This window comes from Nostoc sp. (assembly GCF_036917155.1).
Classification (GTDB): Bacteria; Cyanobacteriota; Cyanobacteriia; order Cyanobacteriales; family Nostocaceae; genus Nostoc.
Window position 1 is genome coordinate 1 of record NZ_JBALDZ010000050.1, and the last position, 24,623, is coordinate 24,623.

Annotated in this window: 19 protein-coding genes and 2 pseudogenes; 9 read left to right on the forward strand and 12 right to left on the reverse strand. The window is 42.5% G+C overall.

Annotated elements, in window-relative coordinates; all coding sequences use genetic code 11:
- Nucleotides 1–36: 36 nt before the first annotated feature.
- A complete protein-coding gene (locus V7K67_RS07635) occupies nt 37–228 on the reverse strand; it encodes a hypothetical protein (RefSeq protein ID WP_335165895.1) in 192 nt (63 codons plus the stop codon).
- A 487-nt stretch (nt 229–715) separates the two neighbouring features.
- Nucleotides 716–6,181 (reverse strand): trifunctional serine/threonine-protein kinase/ATP-binding protein/sensor histidine kinase, encoded by a 5,466-nt coding sequence (locus tag V7K67_RS07640; RefSeq protein WP_335165898.1) that lies wholly within the window; start codon nt 6,179–6,181, stop codon nt 716–718.
- A 159-nt stretch (nt 6,182–6,340) separates the two neighbouring features.
- Between V7K67_RS07640 and V7K67_RS07645 the strand changes: the two genes are divergently transcribed.
- The 4 genes from V7K67_RS07645 to V7K67_RS07660 all read left to right on the forward strand — a co-directional run bounded on the left by V7K67_RS07645 (nt 6,341) and on the right by V7K67_RS07660 (nt 12,943).
- Nucleotides 6,341–6,475, forward strand: coding sequence for a hypothetical protein (locus V7K67_RS07645; RefSeq protein WP_334730289.1), 135 nt, complete (start codon nt 6,341–6,343; stop codon nt 6,473–6,475).
- Between the two features lie 760 nt (nt 6,476–7,235).
- Nucleotides 7,236–9,593 carry a family 2 encapsulin nanocompartment cargo protein terpene cyclase gene (locus tag V7K67_RS07650; protein ID WP_335165900.1) on the forward strand — a complete coding sequence of 786 codons (2,358 nt, stop codon included), beginning with the start codon at nt 7,236–7,238 and terminating at the stop codon, nt 9,591–9,593.
- Between the two features lie 68 nt (nt 9,594–9,661).
- Entirely contained in the window at nt 9,662–11,071 is a 1,410-nt protein-coding gene (locus tag V7K67_RS07655) for a family 2B encapsulin nanocompartment shell protein (protein WP_335165902.1), read from the forward strand.
- 462 nt (nt 11,072–11,533) lie between these two features.
- The gene (locus V7K67_RS07660) at nt 11,534–12,943 is read left to right on the forward strand and encodes a family 2B encapsulin nanocompartment shell protein (RefSeq protein ID WP_334730291.1); all 1,410 of its coding nucleotides are present in this window, start codon (nt 11,534–11,536) and stop codon (nt 12,941–12,943) included.
- A gap of 261 nt (nt 12,944–13,204) precedes the next feature.
- Here V7K67_RS07660 and V7K67_RS07665 read toward each other — a convergent pair.
- Nucleotides 13,205–13,366, reverse strand: a pseudogene (locus tag V7K67_RS07665) (ISNCY family transposase); the annotation flags it as partial.
- A 365-nt stretch (nt 13,367–13,731) separates the two neighbouring features.
- Here V7K67_RS07665 and V7K67_RS07670 point away from each other — a divergent pair.
- Entirely contained in the window at nt 13,732–14,064 is a 333-nt protein-coding gene (locus tag V7K67_RS07670; protein WP_334730292.1) for a DUF6883 domain-containing protein, read from the forward strand.
- A 17-nt stretch (nt 14,065–14,081) separates the two neighbouring features.
- Nucleotides 14,082–14,297 (forward strand): DUF4926 domain-containing protein, encoded by a 216-nt coding sequence (locus V7K67_RS07675; RefSeq protein ID WP_334709537.1) that lies wholly within the window; start codon nt 14,082–14,084, stop codon nt 14,295–14,297.
- A gap of 83 nt (nt 14,298–14,380) precedes the next feature.
- Here the strand turns inward: V7K67_RS07675 and V7K67_RS07680 are convergent.
- The 6 genes and pseudogenes from V7K67_RS07680 to sufB form a co-directional block, all read right to left on the reverse strand.
- A pseudogene (locus V7K67_RS07680) lies at nt 14,381–14,587 on the reverse strand (ISNCY family transposase); the annotation flags it as partial.
- A gap of 24 nt (nt 14,588–14,611) precedes the next feature.
- On the reverse strand, nt 14,612–15,214 hold the full coding sequence (locus tag V7K67_RS07685) for a hypothetical protein (protein WP_335165905.1): 603 nt from the start codon (nt 15,212–15,214) through the stop codon (nt 14,612–14,614).
- Nucleotides 15,215–15,317: 103 nt separating this feature from the next.
- Nucleotides 15,318–16,580 carry a cysteine desulfurase gene (locus tag V7K67_RS07690; protein WP_335165907.1) on the reverse strand — a complete coding sequence of 421 codons (1,263 nt, stop codon included), beginning with the start codon at nt 16,578–16,580 and terminating at the stop codon, nt 15,318–15,320.
- Nucleotides 16,581–16,615: 35 nt separating this feature from the next.
- On the reverse strand, nt 16,616–17,986 hold the full coding sequence (gene sufD, locus V7K67_RS07695) for a Fe-S cluster assembly protein SufD (protein WP_334730295.1): 1,371 nt from the start codon (nt 17,984–17,986) through the stop codon (nt 16,616–16,618).
- On the reverse strand, nt 17,986–18,774 hold the full coding sequence (sufC, locus tag V7K67_RS07700) for a Fe-S cluster assembly ATPase SufC (protein ID WP_334730296.1): 789 nt from the start codon (nt 18,772–18,774) through the stop codon (nt 17,986–17,988). The genes sufD and sufC overlap by 1 nt, the downstream gene beginning before the upstream one ends.
- Before the next feature lie 92 nt (nt 18,775–18,866).
- Nucleotides 18,867–20,306, reverse strand: a complete 1,440-nt coding sequence (gene sufB / locus V7K67_RS07705) for a Fe-S cluster assembly protein SufB (RefSeq protein ID WP_334709542.1) — start codon at nt 20,304–20,306, stop codon at nt 18,867–18,869.
- Between the two features lie 404 nt (nt 20,307–20,710).
- Here sufB and sufR point away from each other — a divergent pair, with 404 nt between their 5' ends.
- Nucleotides 20,711–21,394, forward strand: a complete 684-nt coding sequence (gene sufR, locus V7K67_RS07710; protein WP_334730302.1) for an iron-sulfur cluster biosynthesis transcriptional regulator SufR — start codon at nt 20,711–20,713, stop codon at nt 21,392–21,394.
- 81 nt (nt 21,395–21,475) lie between these two features.
- Entirely contained in the window at nt 21,476–21,736 is a 261-nt protein-coding gene (locus V7K67_RS07715; RefSeq protein WP_179068084.1) for a hypothetical protein, read from the forward strand.
- Nucleotides 21,737–22,059: 323 nt separating this feature from the next.
- Here the strand turns inward: V7K67_RS07715 and V7K67_RS07720 are convergent, their stop codons facing one another.
- On the reverse strand, nt 22,060–22,551 hold the full coding sequence (locus tag V7K67_RS07720; protein ID WP_334730297.1) for a DUF1499 domain-containing protein: 492 nt from the start codon (nt 22,549–22,551) through the stop codon (nt 22,060–22,062).
- A 229-nt stretch (nt 22,552–22,780) separates the two neighbouring features.
- On the opposite strand from V7K67_RS07720, the gene V7K67_RS07725 reads away from it, so the two are divergent.
- Nucleotides 22,781–23,053, forward strand: coding sequence for a hypothetical protein (locus V7K67_RS07725; RefSeq protein ID WP_179068086.1), 273 nt, complete (start codon nt 22,781–22,783; stop codon nt 23,051–23,053).
- Between the two features lie 190 nt (nt 23,054–23,243).
- Here V7K67_RS07725 and V7K67_RS07730 read toward each other — a convergent pair whose 3' ends face one another.
- Nucleotides 23,244–23,879: a hypothetical protein gene (locus tag V7K67_RS07730; protein ID WP_334730299.1), complete on the reverse strand. Its 636-nt coding sequence runs from the start codon at nt 23,877–23,879 to the stop codon at nt 23,244–23,246.
- 311 nt (nt 23,880–24,190) lie between these two features.
- Entirely contained in the window at nt 24,191–24,517 is a 327-nt protein-coding gene (locus V7K67_RS07735) for a YbjQ family protein (protein WP_094327544.1), read from the reverse strand.
- Nucleotides 24,518–24,623 lie beyond the last annotated feature (106 nt).

Sequence of the window (24,623 nt, forward strand, 5' to 3'; positions counted from 1 at the left end):
GCTTACTATCGCTTTTTAAGCACTAACCTGTGAATATCAACCGAGGGTACGGCGAAGCCGCGCCGAGGTCAATTGTGCCAGTTGCGTAAGTCCTGGATTTTTCAGCAGTTTAATCACTACCGGTAACGAGTCACTTTCTCGAACCCCTCGATAAACCAGAGTTCTCGAACCATTGTAGAGTAAATCATAGATGCGATATCCGGGAATATTGATAAAGATGCTCACCATGTTGCTAAATCCTTAATACTTCCAGATTTAGTATTCCCAAATCACTAATGCCAGTTTGATATAGCGGTTCTCGTTTACGTGAGAGGTTGTTTGAAAAGTCTAATTTATTACTTCACCGAGCGACTGGAAGTCGCGGCTACACAGGCAAAGTCCGCCTCCGCGGATTAATACCGTTTCACTTTAAGATTGATACAGATTCTTGCAGGGGGAGCAGGGGAGGCAGGGGGAGCAAGAATAGTGATTTATTTGTATCAATAATTTCGTGAAATTGTATAAGTTAAGGTTTTGAAACCTGCGGAGGCAGGCTTTGCCTGTGTAGACGCAGCTTCTAACCGCCCATTTTGTATTAAGTTGACCAAACAAGGCAAAAGTAAAAAGTTAAAAGGCACTCATAAAGAAAAATCAAAATGGTAACAAGCAACTAAATTTATTTATAGGGATTATCTTTTTACTTTTTACTTTTTACTTCTTAATTTCATGGATCTGATCAAATTGGAATCTCAATGATAAATTCAGTTCCTTTGTTAGGGGTGCTATCGCAGGTTAAGCGTCCTTTGTGTTTATCTACGACAATCTCATAACTAATAGATAGTCCTAAACCTGTACCACTTCCTACCGGCTTAGTAGTAAAAAATGGATCAAAGATTTTCTGCTGCACCTGTGGTGTCATTCCTGAACCGTTATCGATAACACGAATTCTTACCGTCTGGTCATCTGTGCGCTCAGTGACAATATGAATTATCGGATTATTAGTTGTTTTTCGATGAATTACTGCATCTTCTAAAGCATCGATCGCATTCACGATCAGATTCATAAATACCTGGTTGATTTCCCTGGCGTAGCATTCTACTAACGGTAGATCGCCATATTGCTTGACAATTTCAATTACCGGACGTTCTGCCTTGACATTGAGTCGATGTTGCAAAATTATTAAGGTGTTATCAATGCCTTCATGAAGATCCACAGCCTTGTATTCTGATTCATCTAAGCGTGAAAAGTTACGTAACAAGAGAATAATTTGTCGAATTCGTTCTGATCCCACTTCCATTGATGTCAGGATGTTTTGCAAATCCTCTTTCAAGAAGTTCAATTCTACAGTTTCTAGTTCTATTTGCAGGGATTCAGGTGGATGAGGATAGTAGGATTGATAAGCATTTAATAAGTATAATAGGTCTTGTGTGTGTTGAGCAACGTGATTCAGATTGCCATAAATAAAATTAATCGGATTATTAATCTCATGGGCAATTCCTGCTACTAGTTGTCCCAAAGCCGACATTTTTTCACTTTGCACCATCTGTGTCTGGGTGCGATGTAATTCTTTTAAGGTTGTTTGCAATTGGTCATTTTTTTGGTTTAATGCTTGAGTGCGTTCTTTCACCCTGTTTTCTAGTTCCGTATACAAACAAGCATTCTCTAAAGATATTGCTACTTGAGACATTAATAGATGCAAAATTTCTCGGCGATCGCTAGTAAAAGCTCCCACTGTTAGGTTATTTTCTAGGTATAAAATGCCAATTAATTTGCCTTGGTTGAGAATTGGTGCACAGAGAATACTCTTAGGTGAATGGCGAATAATATAAGGGTCAGCCGCTAGGGTTGGCTCAACTACTGCATTCTCAATGACAGCCAAGGTGAGGGTATTTTTAACTCGATTAATCAGGGTAACGGGTACTGTTTGACCATCATCAAGGGGCAGCGAGATGCTACGCGATCGCAACATAGCAGGCTGTTCTAGTTGCGAGAATGCCTCAATTACCCAACGATCGTCAGAGGAAGGCATCAGCAACGCACATTTATCAGCCCCCGCACTTTCGAGTATGACCTGAAGTAGGGTTGAGAGTAATTTCTCCAACTCAATTTCACTGGAGAGAGATTGAGAGGCTTTGAGAATGGTTGCCAGATCGAGGGCTTCTGAGAGGCTATTATTACTGATGGTGAAATTTTGGAGTGTGTGAGACGAGAGGGGAATTATTGTTTCCGTGGGTGTGAAAGATGATTGCTGTTTTTGCAAAATTGTTACTAGTAGTTGGGGATAGCGGGTTTCTAAATCAACTACTTTGGCTTTGGCTCCCCAACGGGTGTAACAATAATAGGCTTCCGTCATGTAGATTTGAGCGATTTTTTCTTTACCCCAATGGAGATAGAATTTCGCGGCTAGTTCGTTGGCTAATGCTTCTTCGTTGAGGTATTGATTTTCTTGGGCGAGTTGAATGGCGCGATCATAGAGAGCGATCGCTTCTGGATATTTCTTCTGTATCCGAGATAGTTCTGCTTCTACCAATAGAAACTTATTTTGGTAATTGCTTGGGCCGTAGAATGCCCACTTCTGGAGTTTTTTCTGATTCCTTTTAACCTGCTTGAGGAGTTGCTGACGTTCTGAAGCTGAGACCTTTGGATAAACAGCCAACTGCGCCAGGGATTGATAGAAGTAATGTACAACTGTGGACAATGTTGATACACAGCTATCATAGTAAAGTTTTCCTACCTTTGCTTTTTCAATGGCTTCAGGATACTCCTCAAACAAGTAATGTAAGCATTGTTGGTGGACATAGCTCATGAATAACCCTGAGTGATCTTTCATGGCTTCTTGTATAGGAGTTGTCTCGGCGACCTGAAAACTTTCTCCCGACAAGAGACTGGGATTGTTGCTATAACCCAGAAGATTTAAGACAGCTTGATGATGGATTTGCAGGTAAATTGTGCCATTTTTTTGGTTTAATGGTGTGATCGCCCCCAGCAGCGATCGAATTATTTGTTCTACATCATTCAAATGTTGTCCTGACCAATACTGGTTGTAAGCATAGATAACCGCTGACCAAGTTGCATATTCGACATCTCCGGTTTCTAGCCCTGTTTGGTGAGCCTCTAACTGTGATGGAATGGTTTCTCTCACAAGTTCACGCCAATGGCTGATAAAGGTAGAGTTCGTGAAGAGGGTTTGTGCCTTGGAATCATTGGCGTTAAAACGCTCTAGCACTTGCAAAGCCAATTGCCCAAACTCATAACCCCCTTCAATATCAATCAGCACACCGCAAAGAATCATTCCATACCAAGCGTAGGCAACGGCTGAGAGGGCAGTATTCCCGTAGCGAACCGATAAATTAATCCGCTCAAAAACGAACAGCGGCATCAATTGGGGGGCGCAGACATAGGTCGCAGATACCGTACTCGATAAAATTCGCATCACAGCTAGCGCCTTGGGATTAGTCATCTTGGGCAAGTCAATCAACTGTGCTGTTTTTTTATTACCCAAAATCAGCTTGGTTTTCGCTAATCCCAGGAAGATATCAAGTTTAGTTGGTTCTTTAGGAAGCTTAATGCCCAACTGCTCTAGCACATCTAGGGCAGTAGAAATAGCATTCTGCATTTGGCTTTGAGCAATGTCAGCCAATATTTTAGTCTCGTAGGCGCTAACTTTATCGAGTAAGTTTCTCGCATTATCCAGAATTGAGGTGATGAATCGATCTGTTTGCTCAAATTGGTTGGATATGTAAGTGACTCCAGCGCCTAAATCATACAGTGCCAAGGTCAAGGAATAGTTATCTTGCCATTTTGTATCTGGCAGTCGCTCAATGCCCTTACTCACAAATATGAAGGCAGCATCAAAGGCGGCGGCAGCTTTGGCAGCTTTACCTGCTTGCAAGTTTAGGGATGCAAATTCATAGCGGGCTTGAGGTTCGACAATTAACTCGGCGGCTAAGTTGAAATGACCCACAATATCAAAAATTCTTTCCTGACGCTGAGTTTCACTACTGTTACGGAGTAGTAATGTCCCGATTTCTAGATGGGTAGTTTGTTTTTGGTCGTCAGAAATCAGGGAATAGGCAGCTTGTTGAATGCGATCGTGCAAAAATCGATAAGTTGGATTTGCTGCGGCATGAGAAACCGATGCACTATCAGACTGAATAAAGAACTTATAAATTTCCGTATTCGGAATAATCAACCCTTCTTGCAACGCCTTCCATAAATCAGTCGCCGTTGCTTCTAGTGATTGTTCTAAAACAATCGCTAGGGTGTTCAAATCAAACTGTGCCCCAATACAAGCTGCTAGTTTGAGAACATTCTGAGTTTGGGGCGGCAACTTTTGCAATTGCAGTGCTATAAATTCCACCACATCATCGTTGAGTGCTAAGGCTCTGACTTGAGCAATATCACACTGCCACCCCCCTTGTACCCCCCTCTGTCCCTCCTTGGTAAGCAGGGTGGGGGACTGAGGGGGGTCAAAAGTAATCTGTCCATCTTCATATAATGCTTTGAGAAATTGCGTGGCAAAAAAAGGATTACCTTTGGTTTTTTGCACCACCAATTGTGTTAATGGTTGAGCTAGGGATAAATCGCAATTTAGCGTATCTGCCACCAAATGATTCATATCCACTAAACTTAAGGATTGCAGAGTAATGGTATTCACCACTGCCCCAGCTTTGACGATCTCATTTACAGTCAGGGTAAATGGGTGAATTGGCGATATTTCATTGTCTCGATAAGCACCCAAAATTAATAAATATCCTGTTCCTGACATCAACAATTGCAGCAATTTCAGGGATGCGGAATCTGCCCATTGTAAGTCATCTAAAAACATCACTAAGGGATGTTCAATACTTGTGAAGATTTGCACAAATTTCTGCATTAGCAGATTAAAGCGATTTTGGGCAGCAGTTCCCGATAATTCTGTGGCTGGTGGCTGTTTGCCAATAATCCGCTCTAATGATGGAATGGCATCAATTAAGACTTGTCCATTTTCTCCAACGGTTTCGAGAATCTTGGTTTTCCAGGTTTGTATTTGTACATCTGATTCTGAAAGGAATTGCCCCATTAAGTCTTGGAAGGCTTGGACAAAGGCGCTGAAGGGTATGTTGCGCTGGAATTGGTCGTATTTGCCTTTGATAAAGTAGCCACGTTTGCGAACAATGGGTTTATGAACTTCATTGATAACGGCAGTTTTGCCAATGCCAGAAAAACCTGCTACTAGCATCATTTCTGCACTACCTGCGCTGACTTGCTCAAAGGCAGCTAATAGTTGAGCAACTTCTTTTTCTCGACCGTAGAGTTTTTCCGGGATGAGGAAGCGATCGCTAATATCTCGCTCTCCTAATGTAAAATCTTCAATGTTGTCGGTGGCTTGTAATTGACTTAGACAAATCTCTAAATCGTGCTTGATTCCTAATGCACTTTGATAACGTCCTTCGGCATTTTTAGCCATTAATTTGCTAACTATGTCAGATAAAACTAACGGAATATGAGGATTAATCTGATGGATTGGAATCGGAGCTTTTGCCAAGTGGCAATGCACTAACTCCATCGGATCGTCAGAGATAAATGGTAACTGTCCCGTGAGTAATTCATAAAATGTGATACCTAATGAGTAGAAGTCACTGCGGTAGTCAATTCCCCGGTTCATCCTTCCAGTTTGCTCTGGCGAAAGATAGGCGAGAGTTCCTTCTAGAGCATTGGCATTTTGGATATTTTGGGTTTCTCTTGGTAGTAAAGATGCAATACTAAAGTCAATTAATTTAACTTGTTTTGTTTCGGGGTTAATTAAAATATTAACGGGTTTGATATCTTTATGAATAATCCGCTGATGATATAATATATATAAGGTATTGCATAGTGCGATCGCAATCCGTAAAAACTCTTCTAGAGACGCTAAATTTCGCCTCTGGTCAGAGGTGAAATAATCTTTGAGAGAAATCCCGCCAAAATCTTCCATCGCCAAGGCATAGCCATTCTGATAGGGTTCCAGGCTATAGGTTTGGACAATTAGCGGTGAGTTGAGATTTTTAGCTATGGTGTACTGATTGCGAAACGACAAGAGTTCACTGAAACTCGGATAAGGATTTTTCAGTATTTTAATCACTACAGGTAATGAGTCGGTTTCTCGATACCCCCGATAAACCAAGGTTCTGGAACCATTGTAGAGTAAATCATAGATGCGATATCCGGGAATACTGACCATACTGCTAAATCCTTAAAACTTCCAGATTTAGTATTCCCAAATCACTAGTACAAGAAGGCAAAAGTAAAAAGGCAAAAGTAAAAAGAAAGAATGCTTATTTTGTAAGCTTTCTGGCTATTCCAAATCAACGAAACTCTTACGCTGTATTCATTTTGAATTTTGTTAGCGCAGCGTAAAGCCTTCTCTTTCAGAGACGCTACGCGATCGCAACATGGCACGCTGTTCCAGTTGAGAGAATGCCTCAATTACCCAGCGATCGTAAAGAGCGATCGCCTCTGGATATTTCTTCGCTAGTCCCTACAAACGGGTGCAGGTACGAAATATATAGGGTTTCGAGGTTTAGAACCAAAAACAAGCGATCGTTTCAGTAACGATTTTCTTTGCTTGTAGGCTCGGTTTGCCGGAGGATTGGCTCTATTTCTGATTACCTGCACTGTTCTGTAGGGACTACCATCGCATTGCTCTCGTTGGGAACTGATATATTACTTATTATTTTTTTTTATATTTTAATTATTCACTTAACTGTCTTAACTGTCTACTTAATTACTTTCTTAACTGTCTTAACTGTCTTAACTGTCCACTTAATTATTTTCTTAACTGTCTTAACTATCCAGTTAATGATAACTAAACGTCTTAACTGTTATTGCATTTTATTGATAAAGCTGAGATTATCTTAAAGACAGATGTTTATAGCTATTTTTGGAGATAAAGCAAAGATAATACTTGGCTGAAGGTGTATGACAAACTTTCTTAGTGGTTCGAGTTGCTGTGGGGCGTAAACCTAGTCCTTCAGAAATTGATAGTCAATCAGTATATATTCATTCAGACTCCTGCATAATGAGATTTCACTAAAAAGCCACTTAATTTATTTAAGTAGGCACAGCAAAAGGCGGATTATCTTAAACAATTTCACGAAATTCTGGTAAGAGTAATTTGTGAATTTTTCGATTAATAAGGAGTATGCTCATGGTATCAAAGATTAACCACAAATATCAAAAAATTAACAAGACTTAAATCAATACAATGAGCTTAAACTGATAGGTTTAAATGGATAATGACTTCAAGTAAGCAACCTTTTGAGTTGCCGAGTTTTTATGTACCTTGGCCGGCACGGCTGAACCCAAACCTGGAAGCAGCAAGGGTACATTCTAAAGCTTGGGCTTATGAAATGGGAATTTTAGGTGGGGCAGAGGAATCAGAAGATTATGGGATTTGGGATGAGCGCAAGTTTGATGCCCATGACTATGCACTATTGTGTTCCTATACCCATCCAGATGCCGATGAACAGATGCTCAATCTGGTAACTGACTGGTATGTTTGGGTATTTTTCTTCGACGATCACTTCCTTGAGCTTTACAAGCGTACTCAAGATATGTCCGGGGCTAAGAAGTACCTCAATGGACTACCAGCGTTTATGCCTGTGCAGCCCCAAGAAACGCTGCCAGAACCCACCAATGCCGTAGAACGAGGTTTAGTAGACCTCTGGAACCGCACCATTCCCAATGCCTCCCAAGACTGGGTAATCCGATTTTCTGAAAGTACCATCAATCTTCTCAAAGAATCTCAGTGGGAACTCGCCAATATCAGCCAGCATCGAGTCGCTAACCCCATTGAGTACATTGAGATGCGCCGTAAGGTAGGGGGAGCGCCCTGGTCAGCTAACCTAGTGGAACACGCGGTTGGGGCAGAAATTCCAGTTGCGATCGCGCCATCTCGACCCATGCGTGTCCTCAAAGATACCTTTTCTGATGGGGTACATCTGCGAAATGACATCTTCTCTTATCAAAGAGAAGTAGAAGAAGAAGGGGAAAATGCGAACTGTATCTTAGTCTTGGAACAATTCCTCGATGTGAGTACCCAAGAAGCGGCCAACCTCACTAACGACTTACTCACATCTCGGGTGCAACAGTTCGAGAATACCTTTGTCACTGAGCTTCCTTCCTTGTTCGAGGAATATAGTCTGACTCCTGATGAGCGTCTGAAAGTTGTCCTATATGCCAAAGGACTTCAGGACTGGCAGTCGGGGGGTCATGAGTGGCACATGAGATCGAGCCGCTACATGAACCAGACATCAGACAAATCTTCGACAGCAAGCTGGTTTTTAGGTGGCCCCACTGGACTAGGTACATCGGCCGCCCGTCTGGGAGCCTTATACGATAGTTTGGGACTAAAACGGTTTAAAAGCTTCACCCATGTTCCCTATCAGCCTGTTGGGCCAGTAACCCTGCCACAGTTTTATATGCCCTTTTCCACCAGTTTGAATCCCCATCTAGAAGAGGCTCGGCGGCATTCTAAGGAATGGGCGCGTCAAGTGGGGATGCTGGACAGACTACCAGGGATGCCCAGCATTTACATCTGGGATGACCATAAATTCGATGTGGCTGACGTAGCTTTATGCGGTGCTTATATTCATCCCAATGGGTCTAGTGCTGAGTTGAATATCACAGCCTGCTGGCTAGTTTGGGGAACCTATGCTGATGACTACTTCCCGACGCTGTATGGTTATAGCCGCAACATGGGTGGGGCGAAAATCTTCAACGCTAGGTTATCGGACTTTATGCCCCTTGATGGGAGTCCTGTTCCCGAAGCCACCAACCCAGTCGAACGGGGTTTAGCGGATATTTGGGCGCGGACGGCTGGCCCCATGAACCCTAATGCTCGCCGTCAGTTTCGTCGGGCGATTGAAGATATGACGGAAAGCTGGTTATGGGAACTAGCTAACCAAATCGAAAATCGCATTCCAGACCCGATAGACTATGTGGAAATGCGTCGTAAGACCTTTGGCTCCGATCTAACCATGAGCCTGTCTCGACTTTCCCAAGGGGACGAGATCCCACCAGAGATATTCCGCACCCGAACCATGCAGAATATCGATAATTCGGCTGCTGATTTCGCCTGTTTGACAAACGATATTTTCTCTTACCAGAAAGAAATCGAATTTGAGGGCGAGATTAATAACGGTGTGCTGGCGGTTCAGAATTTCCTGAACTGCGATATCCCCCACGCTGTCGCAATTGTTAACGACCTGATGACCTCTCGTGCCCTTCAGTTTGAACATATTGTTGCTACTGAACTCCCTGCCTTGTGTGATGATTTCGGACTGGATACAAGTACCCGCAAGAAACTGTACGGATATATCAAGAAACTAGAGCAGTGGATGTGTGGGGTACTCAAATGGCATAGAGCAGTAGACCGCTATAAGGAATTTGAATTGCGGAATAATTCGACAGAAAAACGCTTACTCCAAGGCCCTACAGGGTTAGGCACTGCGGCGATCCAGATTAGACCAAGTGTCGGTCAGGAAACAACTCAAAGCAATGTTCAGCCAGTGGTGCAGAACTTACTGAGTGGTCCAACAGGGTTAGGGACTTCAGCTACCAAAATCGGATCGCTGTTAAGAACTAAAGGTTAGCTCAATCTGAGTCCGTATTCCGGTCAATTAAATAATTTGTCAACAAATACTACCAATGGAGATTTATCATGACTAATGCAGCAAATACTCCCCTAGAAAATCAAATTGAGCAACAGCCAATAAGTTTGGGGACAGAAGCGGCGCGTAATTTGGCAACAACCACCAAAACCCAACCCCAGATGCAGGGCATTACCTCACGGTGGCTCTTAAAACTGCTGCCTTGGGTAGAAACAGTGGGTGGCAGCTATCGGGTCAACCGCCGCTTAACCTATACAGTTGGGGATGGACGGGTTAGCTTTGCCAATACAGGCGCTCAGATACAGGTCATTCCTCAAGAACTCACTGAGTTACCTTTGTTACGGGGATTTGAAGATGTCGGGGTGTTAAACGCCTTGGCTAGTCAATTTGTGCAACAAGAATTTGCTGCTGGAGATGTCATCATCCAAGCAGGTCAAGAGGCCGATCAAGTATTGTTGATTGCTCATGGTAAAGTCAATAAAATTGGTCCTGGCAAGTATGACGAGCAAGTTGTTTTGGATGTATTAGCCGATGGCGATCATTTTGGTGACTACGCTTTAGTGGAATCCCAGGATACTTGGGATGTCACTCTCACCGCCCTTACTCGTTCTATAATCTTATCTCTGCCTCAAGCAGCCTTTCAAAACCTGGTTAACCAGTCTGAGGCTCTGCAAGGGCAAGTGGATCGATTCAGAGAAAAATTGCGCCAGCCCAAAAACCAAGAAGGGGAAGCCTCGATTGATATTACCTCCGGGCACCTTGCAGAGGAAGTATTACCAGGGACATTTGCAGACTATGAACTCAATCCACGGGAATATGAGTTAAGCGTTGCTCAAACCATTTTGCAAATCAATACGCGGGTTGCTGACCTCTACAACGAACCCATGAATCAGACTGAGGAACAATTGCGGCTCACCATCGAAGCATTACGGGAACGCCAAGAACACGAAATAGTTAACAATCGTAACTTCGGACTGTTACACAATGCCGATCTCAAACAACGCATCTTTACCCGCAGTGGCCCGCCAACTCCTGACGATCTCGATGAATTGATCTCTATTGTTTGGAAAGAACCGAGCTTTTTCTTAGCTCATCCCCGCGCTATTGCTGCTTTTGGTCGAGAATGCAACCGTCTAGGACTCTATCCCGATCCTATCCCCACGGGTAACAGTGCAATTCCGTCTTGGCGTGGTATTCCCATCTATCCTTGCAATAAGATTCCAGTTACGAAAGAGCGTACTAGCTCAATTATCTTAATGCGTGTGGGAGCAACCAACCAGGGTGTCATTGGTCTTCATAAAACTGGCATTCCTGATGAATATCAGCCTAGTTTATCTGTGCGCTTCATGGGTATTAACGAAAAGGCTGTTATTTCCTACCTAGTCAGCGCTTACTACTCTACAGCCGTTCTTGTTCCTGACGCATTAGGCATCCTTGAAGATGTAGAAATTGGTCTCTAAGTCAATACGCTTGGGTTAAGGCTGAATGGCACTAAGTTAAGCTGAAGGGTAGGCGGCGTAAGGATTGCAGAGGTGCAGGGGGGCAGAGGGGAATTTCTAAATATCCGTTCGTATGCCTAAAATTTCTCCTTTCTCCCCTGCTCCTCCGCACAAGAGCACCCCTGCTGCCTCAACGATTTTCCCTTTTCTTAGTGCCATTCGGTTAAGGCTAAAACTCTTTGTCAAATCCAATTTTTTTAACGTAGACGCAAAGCGGCTTGTCGCAGGCTACCGCCAAGGACGCCAACGCGCAGCGTCTCGTAAGAGTTGGACGCAAAGAGAAGAAAGAAATGCTTAACTGAACTGTATTGGTCTATAAGTAGTCGGACATCCTCTTTAAAATAGAGACGAACAGCTGTTCGTCTCTACCTCCTGATGATCTCTTTTAGGAAAGTAAATTTAGTCTCATGAAACGTTAACTTTATGACAGATGCTTCGATTAGGCCAAATTTAGACCAAGAAAACGGGCAACCCCAGATGAGCTTAAGCACCAAAGGGGCACGGAATTTAGCTAAAACCACGAAAACTCCGCCCCAGATGCAGGGCATTACCCCCAGGTGGTTGTTACAGATGATGCCTTGGGTGCAAGTTACAGGTGGGGCTTATCGGGTTAACCGTCGCTTGACCTATGATGTTGGCAATGGACGGGTTAGTTTTACCAATACAGGAGCCGAAGTACGGGTCATTCCGCAAGCTCTTTGTGAACTATCTTTACTGCGTGGGTTTGAAGATATTGAGGTACTCAACGCCTTGGCAGCCCGCTTTGTGCAACAAGAATTTGCCCCTGGTGAGGTAATTGTCCAGGAAGGTCAACCAGCCGACCAGGTGTTATTAATTGCTCATGGTAAAGTTAATCAACTTAAGGCCGGAAAATATGAGGCGGAAGCTTTACGGGATATTCTAGCTGACGGCGATTGTTTTGGTGGCGAAGCGATAGTTTTATCTCAGGATACATGGGAAGTTAGCCTGAGAGCGATTACTCGTTGCACGGTGTTGTCTTTGCCAATACAGGCGTTTCGGGAGTTGCTAAACCAGTCTGAAGCGTTGCAAACTCAGGTCGATCGCTTGAGAGCTATGTTGAGCAAACCTCAGGATAGGTACAATCAAGCCGAGATCGCCATGTCCGCCGGTCATAGTCAGGAAACTGAGTTACCCAGGACATTTGTTGATTACGACTTGAGTCCACGGGAGTATGAGTTAAGCGTCGCTCAAACCATTTTACAGGTGAATACGCGAGTTGCTGACCTCTACAACGAACCGATGAACCAGACGGAGCAACAATTACGGCTGACTATCGAAGCATTGCGGGAACGGCAAGAATACGAAATGCTTAATAACCCTGATTTCGGGTTGTTGCACAATGCCGATCTTAAGCAACGCATCTTTACCCGCACCGGCCCACCGACTCCAGATGATTTTGATGAATTGCTCTCTCGGCGGCGCAAATCCCATTTTTTCCTAGCTCACCCTCGCACGATCGCTGCTTTTAACCGCGAGTGTAACCGTCGTGGAATCTATTCCCCAAGCACGCAGGTGAACGGAAAGATTGTACCTGCATGGCGCAACTATCCGATTTTTCCTTGTAACAAAATTCCGATCACCAAGGAAGGTACTAGCTCTATTTTGGTACTCCGTGTCGGAGAAGAAAACCAAGGGGTGGTAGGTCTACACAAAACTGGTATCCCTGATGAATACCAACCGAGTTTGTCTGTGCGGTTTTTGGGCATCAGCGAAAAAGCGATCGTTTCTTACCTTGTCAGCGCCTACTACTCCGCAGCCATTCTCATCCCCGATGCACTTGGCATCCTGGAAGATGTGGAAATTGGACGCTGAGGGAAGGGTAAACCTAACTTTTTGTACAGTGACTAAATTAAATGTCGTCGTGACAAATTGCTGTCTTTGAAATAAGCATTGTATCACTAAGCCTTAATAACTAGTCAATCCAAAAGAATTGCTTTTCCATAACTTTTTCAGCAAGCCCTATTTAGATGCGTTCGCCCTATTCGCTTACCTTGTATCCAACAATTCTCATAATGAGAATTATTATCAATACTTGAGATTAAAATTAACTGATGGAAGCTGGGATCTGTTGAAATTGTTATTTTCGTTTTCCACCTTCCATCTGGTGCGACCAGCCGATACAATCGCTTCGACGTTAATATCAGTAATCTGATGATTTGTGGCAAAGTTATTTTTGTAAATTAGAGTGCCATCAGAGTGAGTAATAGTTAATTCACACCAGTTAACTAATAAGGATTAAGAATTAAGAATAAAAATAATTTTTAATTAATTAATTTGGGGTACAAGCCCCCACTGATAGCGCAGCGTTAGCGAGTCCGCGAGCGTCTTGCAATTTTTAATTAATAATTTTTAATTTTTAATTTTTAATTGGAGCGAAGCCAATACTGTTCGGTTAAGGCAAGAGACGCGATAAATCGCCGTCTCTACAATAATCATTCCTTTGTAGAGACGGCGATTTATCGCGTCTTTGGAATTTAGAATTTTAATCAAAAAACCTTAACCGAACCGTATTGGGAGCGAAGCGACTTGACGCTGAACCCAAAACTCTTATCAGGTGAAATTCGCGTCAACGAAGCAGAGAAGGTTATAGCGAACGTATTATGAAACTGCCTAACCCAGAATGCGCTATCGTTGAAATAGATAAAATAGCAGGTTACTGTCTCAACCCAGAACATCCAGAGGGAAAACACAAAGCCCGTGTATTTAAATCTGCACTAGACTTAGATTTAAATAATGCGGAAGAATTAGAAGTAGCACTTTTACAAGCAGTAGTTGATTATGATGCCATTCCTGGTAAAAGCAATCCATACGGTCAAAAATATATCATAGATTTTCCCATGACTCGTTCAGATAAACAAGCAATTATTCAAAGCGTTTGGATAGTGCGCAATAATGAAGACTTCCCCCGGCTAGTCACCTGTTATGTAATCTAAGCAGTGAGGTAATACTAATGAAATTATTAGATGTGGTTGCCCTAACCGAAGACTTAGCAGAATTGGGATTGCATCGCGGTCAAGTAGGAACAATTGTAGACGAATATGAACCTGGAGTTTTTGAAGTAGAATTTAGCAACTTAACAGGACAGGCTTATGCAATAGAAACCTTAACTGCTAGTCAGCTAATGATTTTATATCATCAGCCCATTGGTGAAACAACATTAGTATAAAAATTATCAAGCCTTCAGGACTTTTCTGCACCACTAAGCAGTTACTCACTAATTTGAACCACTGTGCATGGGATCTGTTGAAAATATTGCTTACCAGGACAAACAATTACTGGTGTTACTACTGCATGAAAATACTGATTTATTCCGTTTATAAAAGTTCTGCTTGAACAATGTTGGCAATGAATTTGATTGGAGCAGAAATATTCTGTCCCATCCAGAGCTATCAGCAAATTATTTTTCAAGGAACGAAACGCTTCCAAGTTTTTACCTTGCTCTAATTGTTTGAGAATACCAAATCCCTAGAATTAATTAAATTACTCTTCTGTCAGGATGTTAGATAGAATTCCGATAATTTTACCTATATTATTAATATAATACTCGCTCAAGTCAATTTCAATCACTTGCCCAATAAGTTTCAAAAACTTCCAGTTAGTTCCAGTAGTGACAGTACCATAAATTGTCTGAATGTTATTACCCTCACGTTCATTAAACAATTTAGCTGCTAACATCTCTGCTACACACTGACCTAATCCGGCATTGATATTTTCTTTTTTAGCTTCTACAATTGTCACAACTGGGGCGTTAAGAATTAGTAATTCTGGTGAACGGCTAATAATAAAATCGCAATTTCCATTTAAATCTTGTGCTGAATCAACAGTGAAATCGATACCAGAAAATAAACTTATTTGATTATTTAAATATTTTCTTACAGCAATTAAAATAGGTGCAATAATCATCTCGGAACGTGATTTTTCAGTATTACTAGCAAGAGCTAAAGGCACATTTTCCCGCAATACTTCTGTAAGGAGTGGTGGACACTCTACTTCAGGTACAGATGCAAATATATCAATTTTATCAGAAATAGTTAAGCCGAAGGTTTTTCTAACCTTATCTAAAGTAAATTCACTGTATGACACTTTAGTTGCTCCTGTAAAGAATCCAGATAATTAAATTGTGCCAACTATTAGCAAGATATATTGCTGATATTTGGCACAATTAGTATCTAAATATTTTGTAACTTTAAGCAAGGAAACCTGCAAAAAAGTCCAGAGTTTCTTTCAGTGCTTTGATGAAAATATCAATTTCCTCGCGGGTGTTGTAGAAAGATAGACTTGCTCGTGCGGTTGCAGCAAGACCTAAGTAACGGTGTAATGGTTGAGTGCAGTGGTGTCCAGAACGGATGGCAATGCCTTCTTGATCTAATAATGTAGATAAGTCGTTGGCGTGAACTTCCCCAGCGGTGAAGGATGCAAGAGCGGCTCTACCTTCCCCTTTCGCATTTGGTTTGGGGCCGTAAATTCTAATTTGGGGAATTTGCTCTAATTGTTGGAACAAATAAACCGTTAATTCTGCTTCGTAGGCGTGGATTTTATCCATGCCGATACTGCTAAGATAATCTATCGCAGCCCCAAGTGCGATCGCTTCTCCAATTGCAGGTGTACCAGCTTCAAATTTATGTGGTAATTCTGCATAAGTGGAATGGTCTAAATACACCTCTGCAATCATCTCACCACCGCCAAAAAATGGCGGCATTGATTCTAACAATTCCAACTTGCCATACAGAAATCCTATCCCAGTTGGGGCGCACATTTTATGACCGGAAGCTACCAGCCAATCACAATCTATTTGCTGTACATCTATGGGAAAATGAGGAACACTTTGACAACCATCGACTAAGAATTTAGCACCATATTTGTGAGAGATCGCACCAATTTCTTCTACTGGATTAATACAACCCAAAGCATTAGAAATATGCACCACTGATACTAATTTAGTTTTGTTTGAAATCAGTTTTTTAAACTGCTCCAAATCAAAGGTTTCTTCTGGTGTCAGTTCCACAAATTTCAGTACTGCACCTGTTTTTTGCGCCACGAATTGCCAAGGTACAATATTACTGTGGTGTTCCATCACCGACAGAATAATTTCATCCCCAGGCTGCAAATTGTTCATTCCCCAACTGTAAGCTACTAGGTTAATCGCCTCAGTTGCGTTGCGGGTATAGACAATTTCCTGACGCGATGCAGCATTAATAAATTTGGCAACTTTATCTCTAGCACCTTCATAAGCATCGGTAGCTTTAGCACTCAGAGTATGGGCACCGCGATGCACGTTAGAATTATATTGCTCGTAATAATCCCGTAGGGTATTTAAGACGAACAAAGGCTTTTGCGATGTCGCAGCATTATCGAGATAAACCAGAGGTTTATCGTTAACTTCCTGATGCAAAATTGGGAAGTCAGCGCGAACTTTATCAGCAAGGGTTTTGGTAGAAGTGAAAGTCATTGGTAGATTAGTTATTAGTCATTAGTCATTAGTCATTAGTCATTAGTCAGAGACTTCAGATTATTGACTGTGTTTAAAAGGATTTCTCGCAGAGAAGGAACTGGTATTTGGTTGATGATTTCAGCGGCGAAGGCGTTGATTAACAACTTCCGAGCATCATTTTCATCAATTCCCCGACTTTGCAGATAGAATATTTCATCATCTTCCAATTGACTGACGGTTGCACCGTGGGCGCACTTTACATTATCCGCAGTAATTTCCAATTGGGGTTTAGTATCAACTCTGGCTTTCGATGATAGCAGCAAATTCCGATTCAATTGGGCTGCGTCTGTCAGCTGCGCTCGCTTGGGAACCAAAACTTTGCCATTGAAGACTGCGTGAGCGCGATCGCCTACAATACACTTATGCAGTTGCTTACTCGTACTGTGAGGATAATTGAGTGCGATCGCACTGTGAGTATCCGCCAACTGCTTACCAGAGATTATCGTCAAACCGTTGAGAGTAGTTTCAGTCTGCTCACCAGTTTGCAAAATTTCTAAGTTGTGCCGTGACAACTTCGCACCTAAAGTGATGGCATGACAAGTATATCGACTATCACGAGCCTGTGCGATCGCAGTCTTCCCAATATGAAAAGCCTCTGCACCTTCTTGCTCAACCCTAATGTGACTCACTTGGGCATTGTCGCCAACCCAAACTTCCGTAACCGCGTTAGTAAAATATACACCCTCTGACTTGGCGCTCTCTGCGCCTCTGCGGTTCGTATACTCCTCAACCAACCTCACCTGCGAACCACTTTCCGCCACCACCAAACAACGCGGCTGCGAAATCGTCAGCGTCTCACCAGAAATAAACACCAAATGAATTGGTGTCTCAACTACCACATTCTTCTTCACCCACACCACAGCAGCATCAGTTATCCCAGCCGTATTGAGAGCCGTAAAAACTTCCTGCGCTCCCTCAGCTTGAGCTAAATACTGCTGTATACCCTCCTGTTCATCCACAGGTAAGCCAGCCAAATTACTCACCACAATCCCAGATGGTAAATCTGAAACTGCTGATAACTCCGGCGCAAAAACGCCATTAACAAATACCAAACGACTATTAGCCGCTTCTGGTAAAATATCAAATTCTAGAGATGCAAAATTTCCCTTCTCTACATTAAATTGCAGCTTTCGCAAAGATGACAAATCAGTAAATCGCCATTCTTCCTCGCGAGTGGTGGGAACAGTCGAGTGGCGTACCCAACTAGCAGCACCTTCACGTAATTCCTGTAACCATCCCTCTGTTTTGGATGCAGTTACCTGATTTAACAATTCAGTTAGATAGGTATCTTTATCTAACAGAGTCGATGTCAAACTGACTACATTCGAGTTTGGTATTGGACTAGGAGATACTTGAATACTCATTACACACCCACCTCAGCTGCAAATTCTTCCAGCACCCAGTCATAACCGCGAGACTCTAATTCCAGCGCCAGTTCCTTACCGCCACTGGTAATAATCTGCCCCTGTGCCATCACATGGACAAAATCAGGCACAATATAATCAAGTAACCGTTGGTAATGAGTAATCAAAATTGTGGCATTTTCTGGACTTGCCAGTTGATTTACCCCATTGGCAACAATTCTCAGCGCGTCAATATCCAAACCCGAATCTGTTTCATCCAAAATTCCCAATTTTGGTTCCAGCAGCGCCATTTGCAGAATTTCATTCCGCTTCTTCTCGCCACCAGAAAACCCTTCATTCAAACTCCGACTGAGAAAACTGGGATTCATCTTCACCACATCCAGCTTTTCCTCAATCAAATCATCAAAATCAAAAGCGTCTATTTCCTCTAAACCTTGCGCCTTGCGCCGGGAATTGTACGCCACCCGCAAGAAATCCAAATTGCTCACACCCGGAATTTCTAACGGATACTGGAACGCCAAAAATACACCACTTCTCGCCCGTTCCTCCGGTTCCAACTCCAGCAGATTTTGCCCTTGAAAAATCACCTCACCGCCAGTTACCTGATATGCCGGATGCCCAGCCAACACCTTAGAAAAAGTACTCTTACCAGAACCATTCGGCCCCATGATCGCATGAATTTCACCTGATCGCACCTCCAGATTCACACCCTTCAGAATCGGTGTCCCATCAACATTAGCCGTCAGATTCCTTACTGACAGCACAACTTCACTATTTTCAATAATCATCTTCTCTCTTCTCTCTTCGCGCTCTTAGCGTCTTCGCGGTTCGTTATTCTTCCTAAAGATAAACACGTATCTGTGCCTACCTATGCTTCCATTTATCCAACACTACCTTCCAACTTCAAACTCAACAACTTATCAGCTTCCACAGCAAACTCCATCGGTAGCTGATTAAAAACATCCTTACAGAAGCCGCTAATCATCATCGAAATAGCATCTTCTGAAGAAATACCCCGTTGAGCGAAGTAAAATAACTGATCTTCCCCAATCTTAGAAGTAGAAGCTTCATGCTCCACCTTCGCACCGTTATTTTGCACCTGAATATAAGGGAAAGTATTAGCATGGGCATTGTCCCCAATCAACATTGAGTCACACTGAGAATAATTTCTCGCCCCAATCGCAGTCGGATTTACTTTCACCAAACCCCGATAGCTATTACTAGATTTACCTGCCGAGATTCCCTTAGAAATAATTGTGCTGCGGGTATTCTTACCAACGTGAATCATCTTACTACCCGTATCAGCTTGCTGCATATGATTTGTCAGCGCCACCGAGTAGAACTCACCCACAGAGTTATCACCCACCAAAACACAGCTAGGATATTTCCAAGTAATTGCCGAACCTGTTTCTACTTGAGTCCAGGAAATCTTGGAATTTACGCCCTGACACAAACCGCGCTTGGTGACAAAGTTGTAAATACCGCCTTTACCGTTGGCATCTCCAGCGTACCAGTTTTGGACAGTGGAGTATTTAATTTCAGCATTATCGAGGGCGACGAGTTCCACCACAGCAGCGTGCAACTGGTTGCTGTCATACATTGGTGCGGTGCAACCTTCCAGGTAAGAAACATAACTACCTTCTTCGGCGACAATCAAAGTCCGCTCAAATTGTCCCGTGTCACCAGAGTTGATGCGGAAGTAGGTAGAGAGTTCCATTGGGCATTTTACGCCTTTAGGAATATAGACAAAAGAACCATCGCTAAATACGGCGGCGTTCAAGGCGGCAAAATAATTGTCAGCGATGGGAACAACGCTACCCAGGTATTTTTTGATTAATTCTGGATGTTCCTGCAACGCTTCCGAAAATGAACAAAAAATAACGCCATCTTCCGCTAACTTTTCTTTAAATGTCGTGGCGACAGAGACGCTATCGAAAATTGCATCGACAGCGACATTTGCCAGTCGCTTCTGTTCAGATAGGGAAATGCCTAACTTTTCAAAGGTTTCTAAAAGGGTTGGATCAACTTCATCCAGACTATTTAGTTTTTCTTTCTTGCGTTTTGGCGCTGAGTAATAAATGATATCCTGATAATTTATTGGCGGATACTTGACATTCGGCCAAGTTGGTTCCGTCATTTTTTGCCACTGGCGATAAGCCCTGAGGCGAAAGTCCAGCATGAACTGCGGCTCGTTCTTCTTAGAGGAGATCAAGCGGATAACGTCCTCGTCTAGTCCACGCGGTATGGTGTCGGACTCAATGTCGGTAACAAAGCCGTACTTGTAGGGTTGGTTGACTAAGGTTTTGACAGTGGCACTCATCAGTAATAATCTCTCGTGTTCTGAACTTGAATCTCTATAAGGATGGGAGTCGGACTTTTCTTTAGCCGATTCCCCATATCGCATTACGGAATGGTTACACGGCTGCTAGAATAGTGGTGGAGAGTAAAACAACAGCTATGTTGTTTAATGTATCTTCATTTTACGCTAAATTAACAACAACAATGTTGTCAAAGTCAAACAATTTTGGATTTTAGATTTGCAACTTTGGATTCAAAGAGACCACAAGGGTACTTGGCTCAAGGATTTTAGATTGACGATCGCGTAGTGGGGCATATACCAAAAAACTTTTTTAATCCAAAATCCAAAATCCAAAATCCAAAATCGGCACGGTCAAATTTTCAAAGAAATTTTTGGGACGTTCGCTGAACGTCTCGCACCAGAAGATGGCGACTACTCACCAGTCCTCAACCAAGCAAGATATCCTAGAGTATCTGCACAAACACGAAAAAGCAACGGCTTTGGAGCTAGCTGAAGTTTTAGATGTTACCCCCCAAGCGATTCGTCGCCATCTTAAGGATTTGGAGACGGAGGAGCTAGTTTTGTATGCGACATCGGTACAGGCGGCGGGAATGGGGCGGCCACAGCACGTTTATCAACTAAGTCGTCAAGGACGCGATCGCTTGCATCGCACAATGAGCGATCGCTTTGGTGATGGCCACGGCAATTTTGCGGTTTCGCTGCTAGACACCTTAGCCGAAACGGTAGGACACGATCAATTTAAATCGATTTTAGAGAAACAGTGGCAGCGCAAAGCTAAAGAATATCGCGATCGCGTAGGTAGCGGTTCACTGCGAGAACGGGTAGGCAACTTAGTAGAGTTGAGAAAAACGGAAGGCTTCATGGCCGAGTATCACCCCGTTGATGTGAATGATAGCTTTGAGTGCGATCGCTTTATTTTTATAGAACATAACTGCGCCATTTCTAATGTTGCCGAATCTTTCCCCAGCATTTGTGGTCACGAATTAGAAATGTTTGCAGCTGTATTACCAGATTGTACCGTAGAACGCACCCACTGGATTATCGATGGCGAACATCGTTGTGGCTATTTGGTACAAGTTCGTCATTAGTCATTAGTCATTAGTCCTTTTTTTAAGACCCAATGCCCCATGCCCAATGCCCAATGCCCAACTAAGTTTAAAATAGCGTTTATGGACGTAATCCCACAGCAACCATCAGCACAATTTTTAACCCTGGAAGAGTCAGCAAAAGTAGACGCAGCTTTGTTGTCTTCCCCAGAAAAGTTTTTAACAAGATTGACAATTTCATCACTGAAGCTTTTAAAGCATATTGCCCAAGAATACGGTGTTGCAATTGAAGATTTGACAGCACAGCAATTAATTGCTTGGTTTGAAGAAGATGGCAAAATTCGGCGTGAGCAGGGAATTGAAGCTTCATACCTGAAATGGTGAACTAGATATCAACTAATACCCAGAACCCCGACTGATCATCAAAAGTCGGGGTTCTATTTTTTTAGGCAATATGGTTCAGAGTTTTTGAGCAATACGCTTGGGTTAAGGCTAAAACTCTTTGTCTAAATCCAATTTTTTGAACGTAGACGCGGAGCGGCTTGCCGCAGGCTACCGCAAAGGACGCAAAGAGAAGAAAGAAATGCTTAACTGAACTATATTGAGTTTTTGAGACGCGATAAATCGCCGTCTCTACAAGTGTTTTTGGCTTATCTGAACATTCGAAGAGAAATTAGATCATGTTCAATCAGGTGAACTCACATTAATCAAATATTTAAATCGCGTAGAGCCAAACGAATTTGTTCTACACGCCTGCGGTTGACACCGAGATCCGACTCTCCCACGCGAGATGCCGAACGCAGATGAATTACAGATTCATTGGGAGGTAAATAAAACTCTACATCATCAACAAATTTGAAGATGCGGCTTTTAGAAAGAGCATGAATGTAATTATCTGTCTGTTCTATAACTTCTGTACGAGGAACAACACTGATTACTTTTAGTAAAGTTTCTTTCGCTACATCGCGGTCTACATGATAAGGAATCGGGTCAATGGCGTGTTTTTTATCTGCGTTTTGACTGACAACACAGTTGTCTGAAGCCGGACAAGAACTCAGATGACCATTATCAACTCCCAAAGCAGAAGAAGCAGCCCAAGTAGCCCCAGTAAATATGAAACTACTAATTAAAGTTAGGAGTATTGCAAAAGTGACACTCCACAAGAGTCGTTGTGTGATAGATGTTAGCAGACGGGACATGATAAATTTATGCCTCAAGATTTAAATAGCACATTCCCCTTGCCATTATTGCTGACAATGATGGAATCAAGCTAAAAAGTGACCAATAATTCAGATTTTCATTGACTACGAACCCAAAATCATTAGTAGGGGTTGCTGCTGCATTCCCTGGTGATTCCAGCTTTAACTCGGAAGAATTGGCTGGTATCGGCTTTGTTGTAGCCAACGTTAGAAAGTTTGATGGTTGTAGATGAACATAGGAATAATCGAGTCTTACAATAACGGATTTTTAGACGTTATACCAGAGGGTGAAGACAGCGACTATTGGCAAATTGCAGCTATACATATCAATGGCCAAGCTTACTGCCCTACTCCTCGGCTTTATCGTTCAGAAAAAGTGGCATTAGCAAAAGCTGCACAAATTTATGATTGGCTAGCTGACCACGAACACCAAATCAGTAATGGGGCTTGTAACTGCTCTGAATTGAAACTCGTGCTGTGGCAGCAACCAAAAGTATCTTAGTTGACTAGCAATTTTAGATTTTAGATTTTGGATTAAAAGAATTTTTTGATTCATACATATCTCAATCTGGCTATTATGGCAATTCCACCTTTCCTGATTTTTTGGCAAACAATATAGCTCTGACAAAAAGCACCTTTTCTCAAGGTGCTTTTATTTAAAATAAATAACATTTGATTTTTCAAACAATTATTTAAGGATTGTAATTGTTAGTCCGGGGAGTGCGAGTACCAGCTACGGCTCCGATCATTGCAGTTACTAAACCCAACAAGGAACCAAGCACAAACCACCACAATCCTGAACGTACATTTGCGGCAATATCACGTGTTTGTTGAGCTGTTACATTTGCTCGCGGAATATTGGAGACTCCACCTTGCTGTTGTACCTGGTTTATAACTTCCCCAGCGTTGGAAGCAGCAACACCAAAAGCACCGGATACTCCGCTTGCAAAGAGCCACGAACTAACTGCCAAAGTCGTTGCCCAAAGAATTGCACCATTGAGAAGAGCTGTATTGCGACTCATTGGCCCACAAGCACGGGCTGTTACCCAACCACCAATAAATAGGGAAATTAACAACGCTATCGTTGACCAAAGCCCCGCACTACCTGCAACATTAGGGGCGATTGTTCTGGGTGCGCCTGAACTTTCAACTGTACCAGCTGCGATCGCACCAATTATAGAACTCAAAATTAATTGTGTAGCTAAAGAAACCAACAAGCCAGCAATAATCGGCCCCCAGCGAACACGATCGTGATATTCAGCTACTCGACCTGCTACCACGGTATCAGTAGATATAACGTCATTGCCTGTCCGATTTACGTATGACATCGCTTATGTTCTCCAATGCTGTTTCAGCAAAGTTTCTGCTCAGGTATATTCATCTTTTATACTTAAAATTAAATAACTAAATCATCTGCTTTTATCTCTATCAATAGAAAGAGTTAATAGGTATATCTTTAGTGATAAAAACAGACTTTATCTCACAATTTTTAATACAATTTATTATTTATTAATATCTGAACAATGATTTTAGAGACTCTCAATCTGAAAGCTTTTAAATTAAAAATAAATTATTAATTCTCACGAAAAACCAGCTTTAATGATGTATGCAATTAGACTTAATACAATTACGAATTACTTTAACGCATCCTCACAGCTGTGCCTGTGGCAGTAATCAGCAAAAGAACTCCTGACTGGTCAAGATTTATTGTGCCAGTATCAATTTCAATCCCGATTACAGCATTTGCTCCTAAACGTTGTGCGCGTTGTTCTAATTCTTCTAGTGCTTTGCGTTGACCCTGTTCAAATAGACGCTCATAGCTAGCAGTGCGTCCACCGATAATATCGCGAATTCCAGCCAAAAAATCCCGCAAGAAATTGCTGCCGTAGACTACTTCTGCTGTCACAATACCTAAATATGACTCAATAACGGCTCCTTGAATCACATCAGTTGTAGTTATAATCATAAATTAACCTTCTATAGGACTCCTATTTGATTTTTGAAAAAGAGTACGAGATAATACGGTTGAGTGTAAAAGTGTAAAAGCAGACTATGATAAACCAGCATCTACA

Bases quoted from the DNA above. Each gene is read 5' to 3' on its own strand.
- V7K67_RS07635 (WP_335165895.1), bottom strand. From the start codon at position 228: ATGGTGAGCATCTTTATCAATATTCCCGGATATCGCATCTATGATTTA.
- V7K67_RS07640 (WP_335165898.1), bottom strand. From the start codon at position 6,181: ATGGTCAGTATTCCCGGATATCGCATCTATGATTTACTCTACAATGGT.
- V7K67_RS07650 (WP_335165900.1), top strand. From the start codon at position 7,236: ATGACTTCAAGTAAGCAACCTTTTGAGTTGCCGAGTTTTTATGTACCT.
- V7K67_RS07655 (WP_335165902.1), top strand. From the start codon at position 9,662: ATGACTAATGCAGCAAATACTCCCCTAGAAAATCAAATTGAGCAACAG.
- V7K67_RS07660 (WP_334730291.1), top strand. From the start codon at position 11,534: ATGACAGATGCTTCGATTAGGCCAAATTTAGACCAAGAAAACGGGCAA.
- V7K67_RS07670 (WP_334730292.1), top strand. From the start codon at position 13,732: ATGAAACTGCCTAACCCAGAATGCGCTATCGTTGAAATAGATAAAATA.
- V7K67_RS07675 (WP_334709537.1), top strand. From the start codon at position 14,082: ATGAAATTATTAGATGTGGTTGCCCTAACCGAAGACTTAGCAGAATTG.
- V7K67_RS07690 (WP_335165907.1), bottom strand. From the start codon at position 16,580: ATGACTTTCACTTCTACCAAAACCCTTGCTGATAAAGTTCGCGCTGAC.
- sufD (WP_334730295.1), bottom strand. From the start codon at position 17,986: ATGAGTATTCAAGTATCTCCTAGTCCAATACCAAACTCGAATGTAGTC.
- sufC (WP_334730296.1), bottom strand. From the start codon at position 18,774: ATGATTATTGAAAATAGTGAAGTTGTGCTGTCAGTAAGGAATCTGACG.
- sufB (WP_334709542.1), bottom strand. From the start codon at position 20,306: ATGAGTGCCACTGTCAAAACCTTAGTCAACCAACCCTACAAGTACGGC.
- sufR (WP_334730302.1), top strand. From the start codon at position 20,711: ATGGCGACTACTCACCAGTCCTCAACCAAGCAAGATATCCTAGAGTAT.
- V7K67_RS07715 (WP_179068084.1), top strand. From the start codon at position 21,476: ATGGACGTAATCCCACAGCAACCATCAGCACAATTTTTAACCCTGGAA.
- V7K67_RS07720 (WP_334730297.1), bottom strand. From the start codon at position 22,551: ATGTCCCGTCTGCTAACATCTATCACACAACGACTCTTGTGGAGTGTC.
- V7K67_RS07725 (WP_179068086.1), top strand. From the start codon at position 22,781: ATGAACATAGGAATAATCGAGTCTTACAATAACGGATTTTTAGACGTT.
- V7K67_RS07730 (WP_334730299.1), bottom strand. From the start codon at position 23,879: ATGTCATACGTAAATCGGACAGGCAATGACGTTATATCTACTGATACC.
- V7K67_RS07735 (WP_094327544.1), bottom strand. From the start codon at position 24,517: ATGATTATAACTACAACTGATGTGATTCAAGGAGCCGTTATTGAGTCA.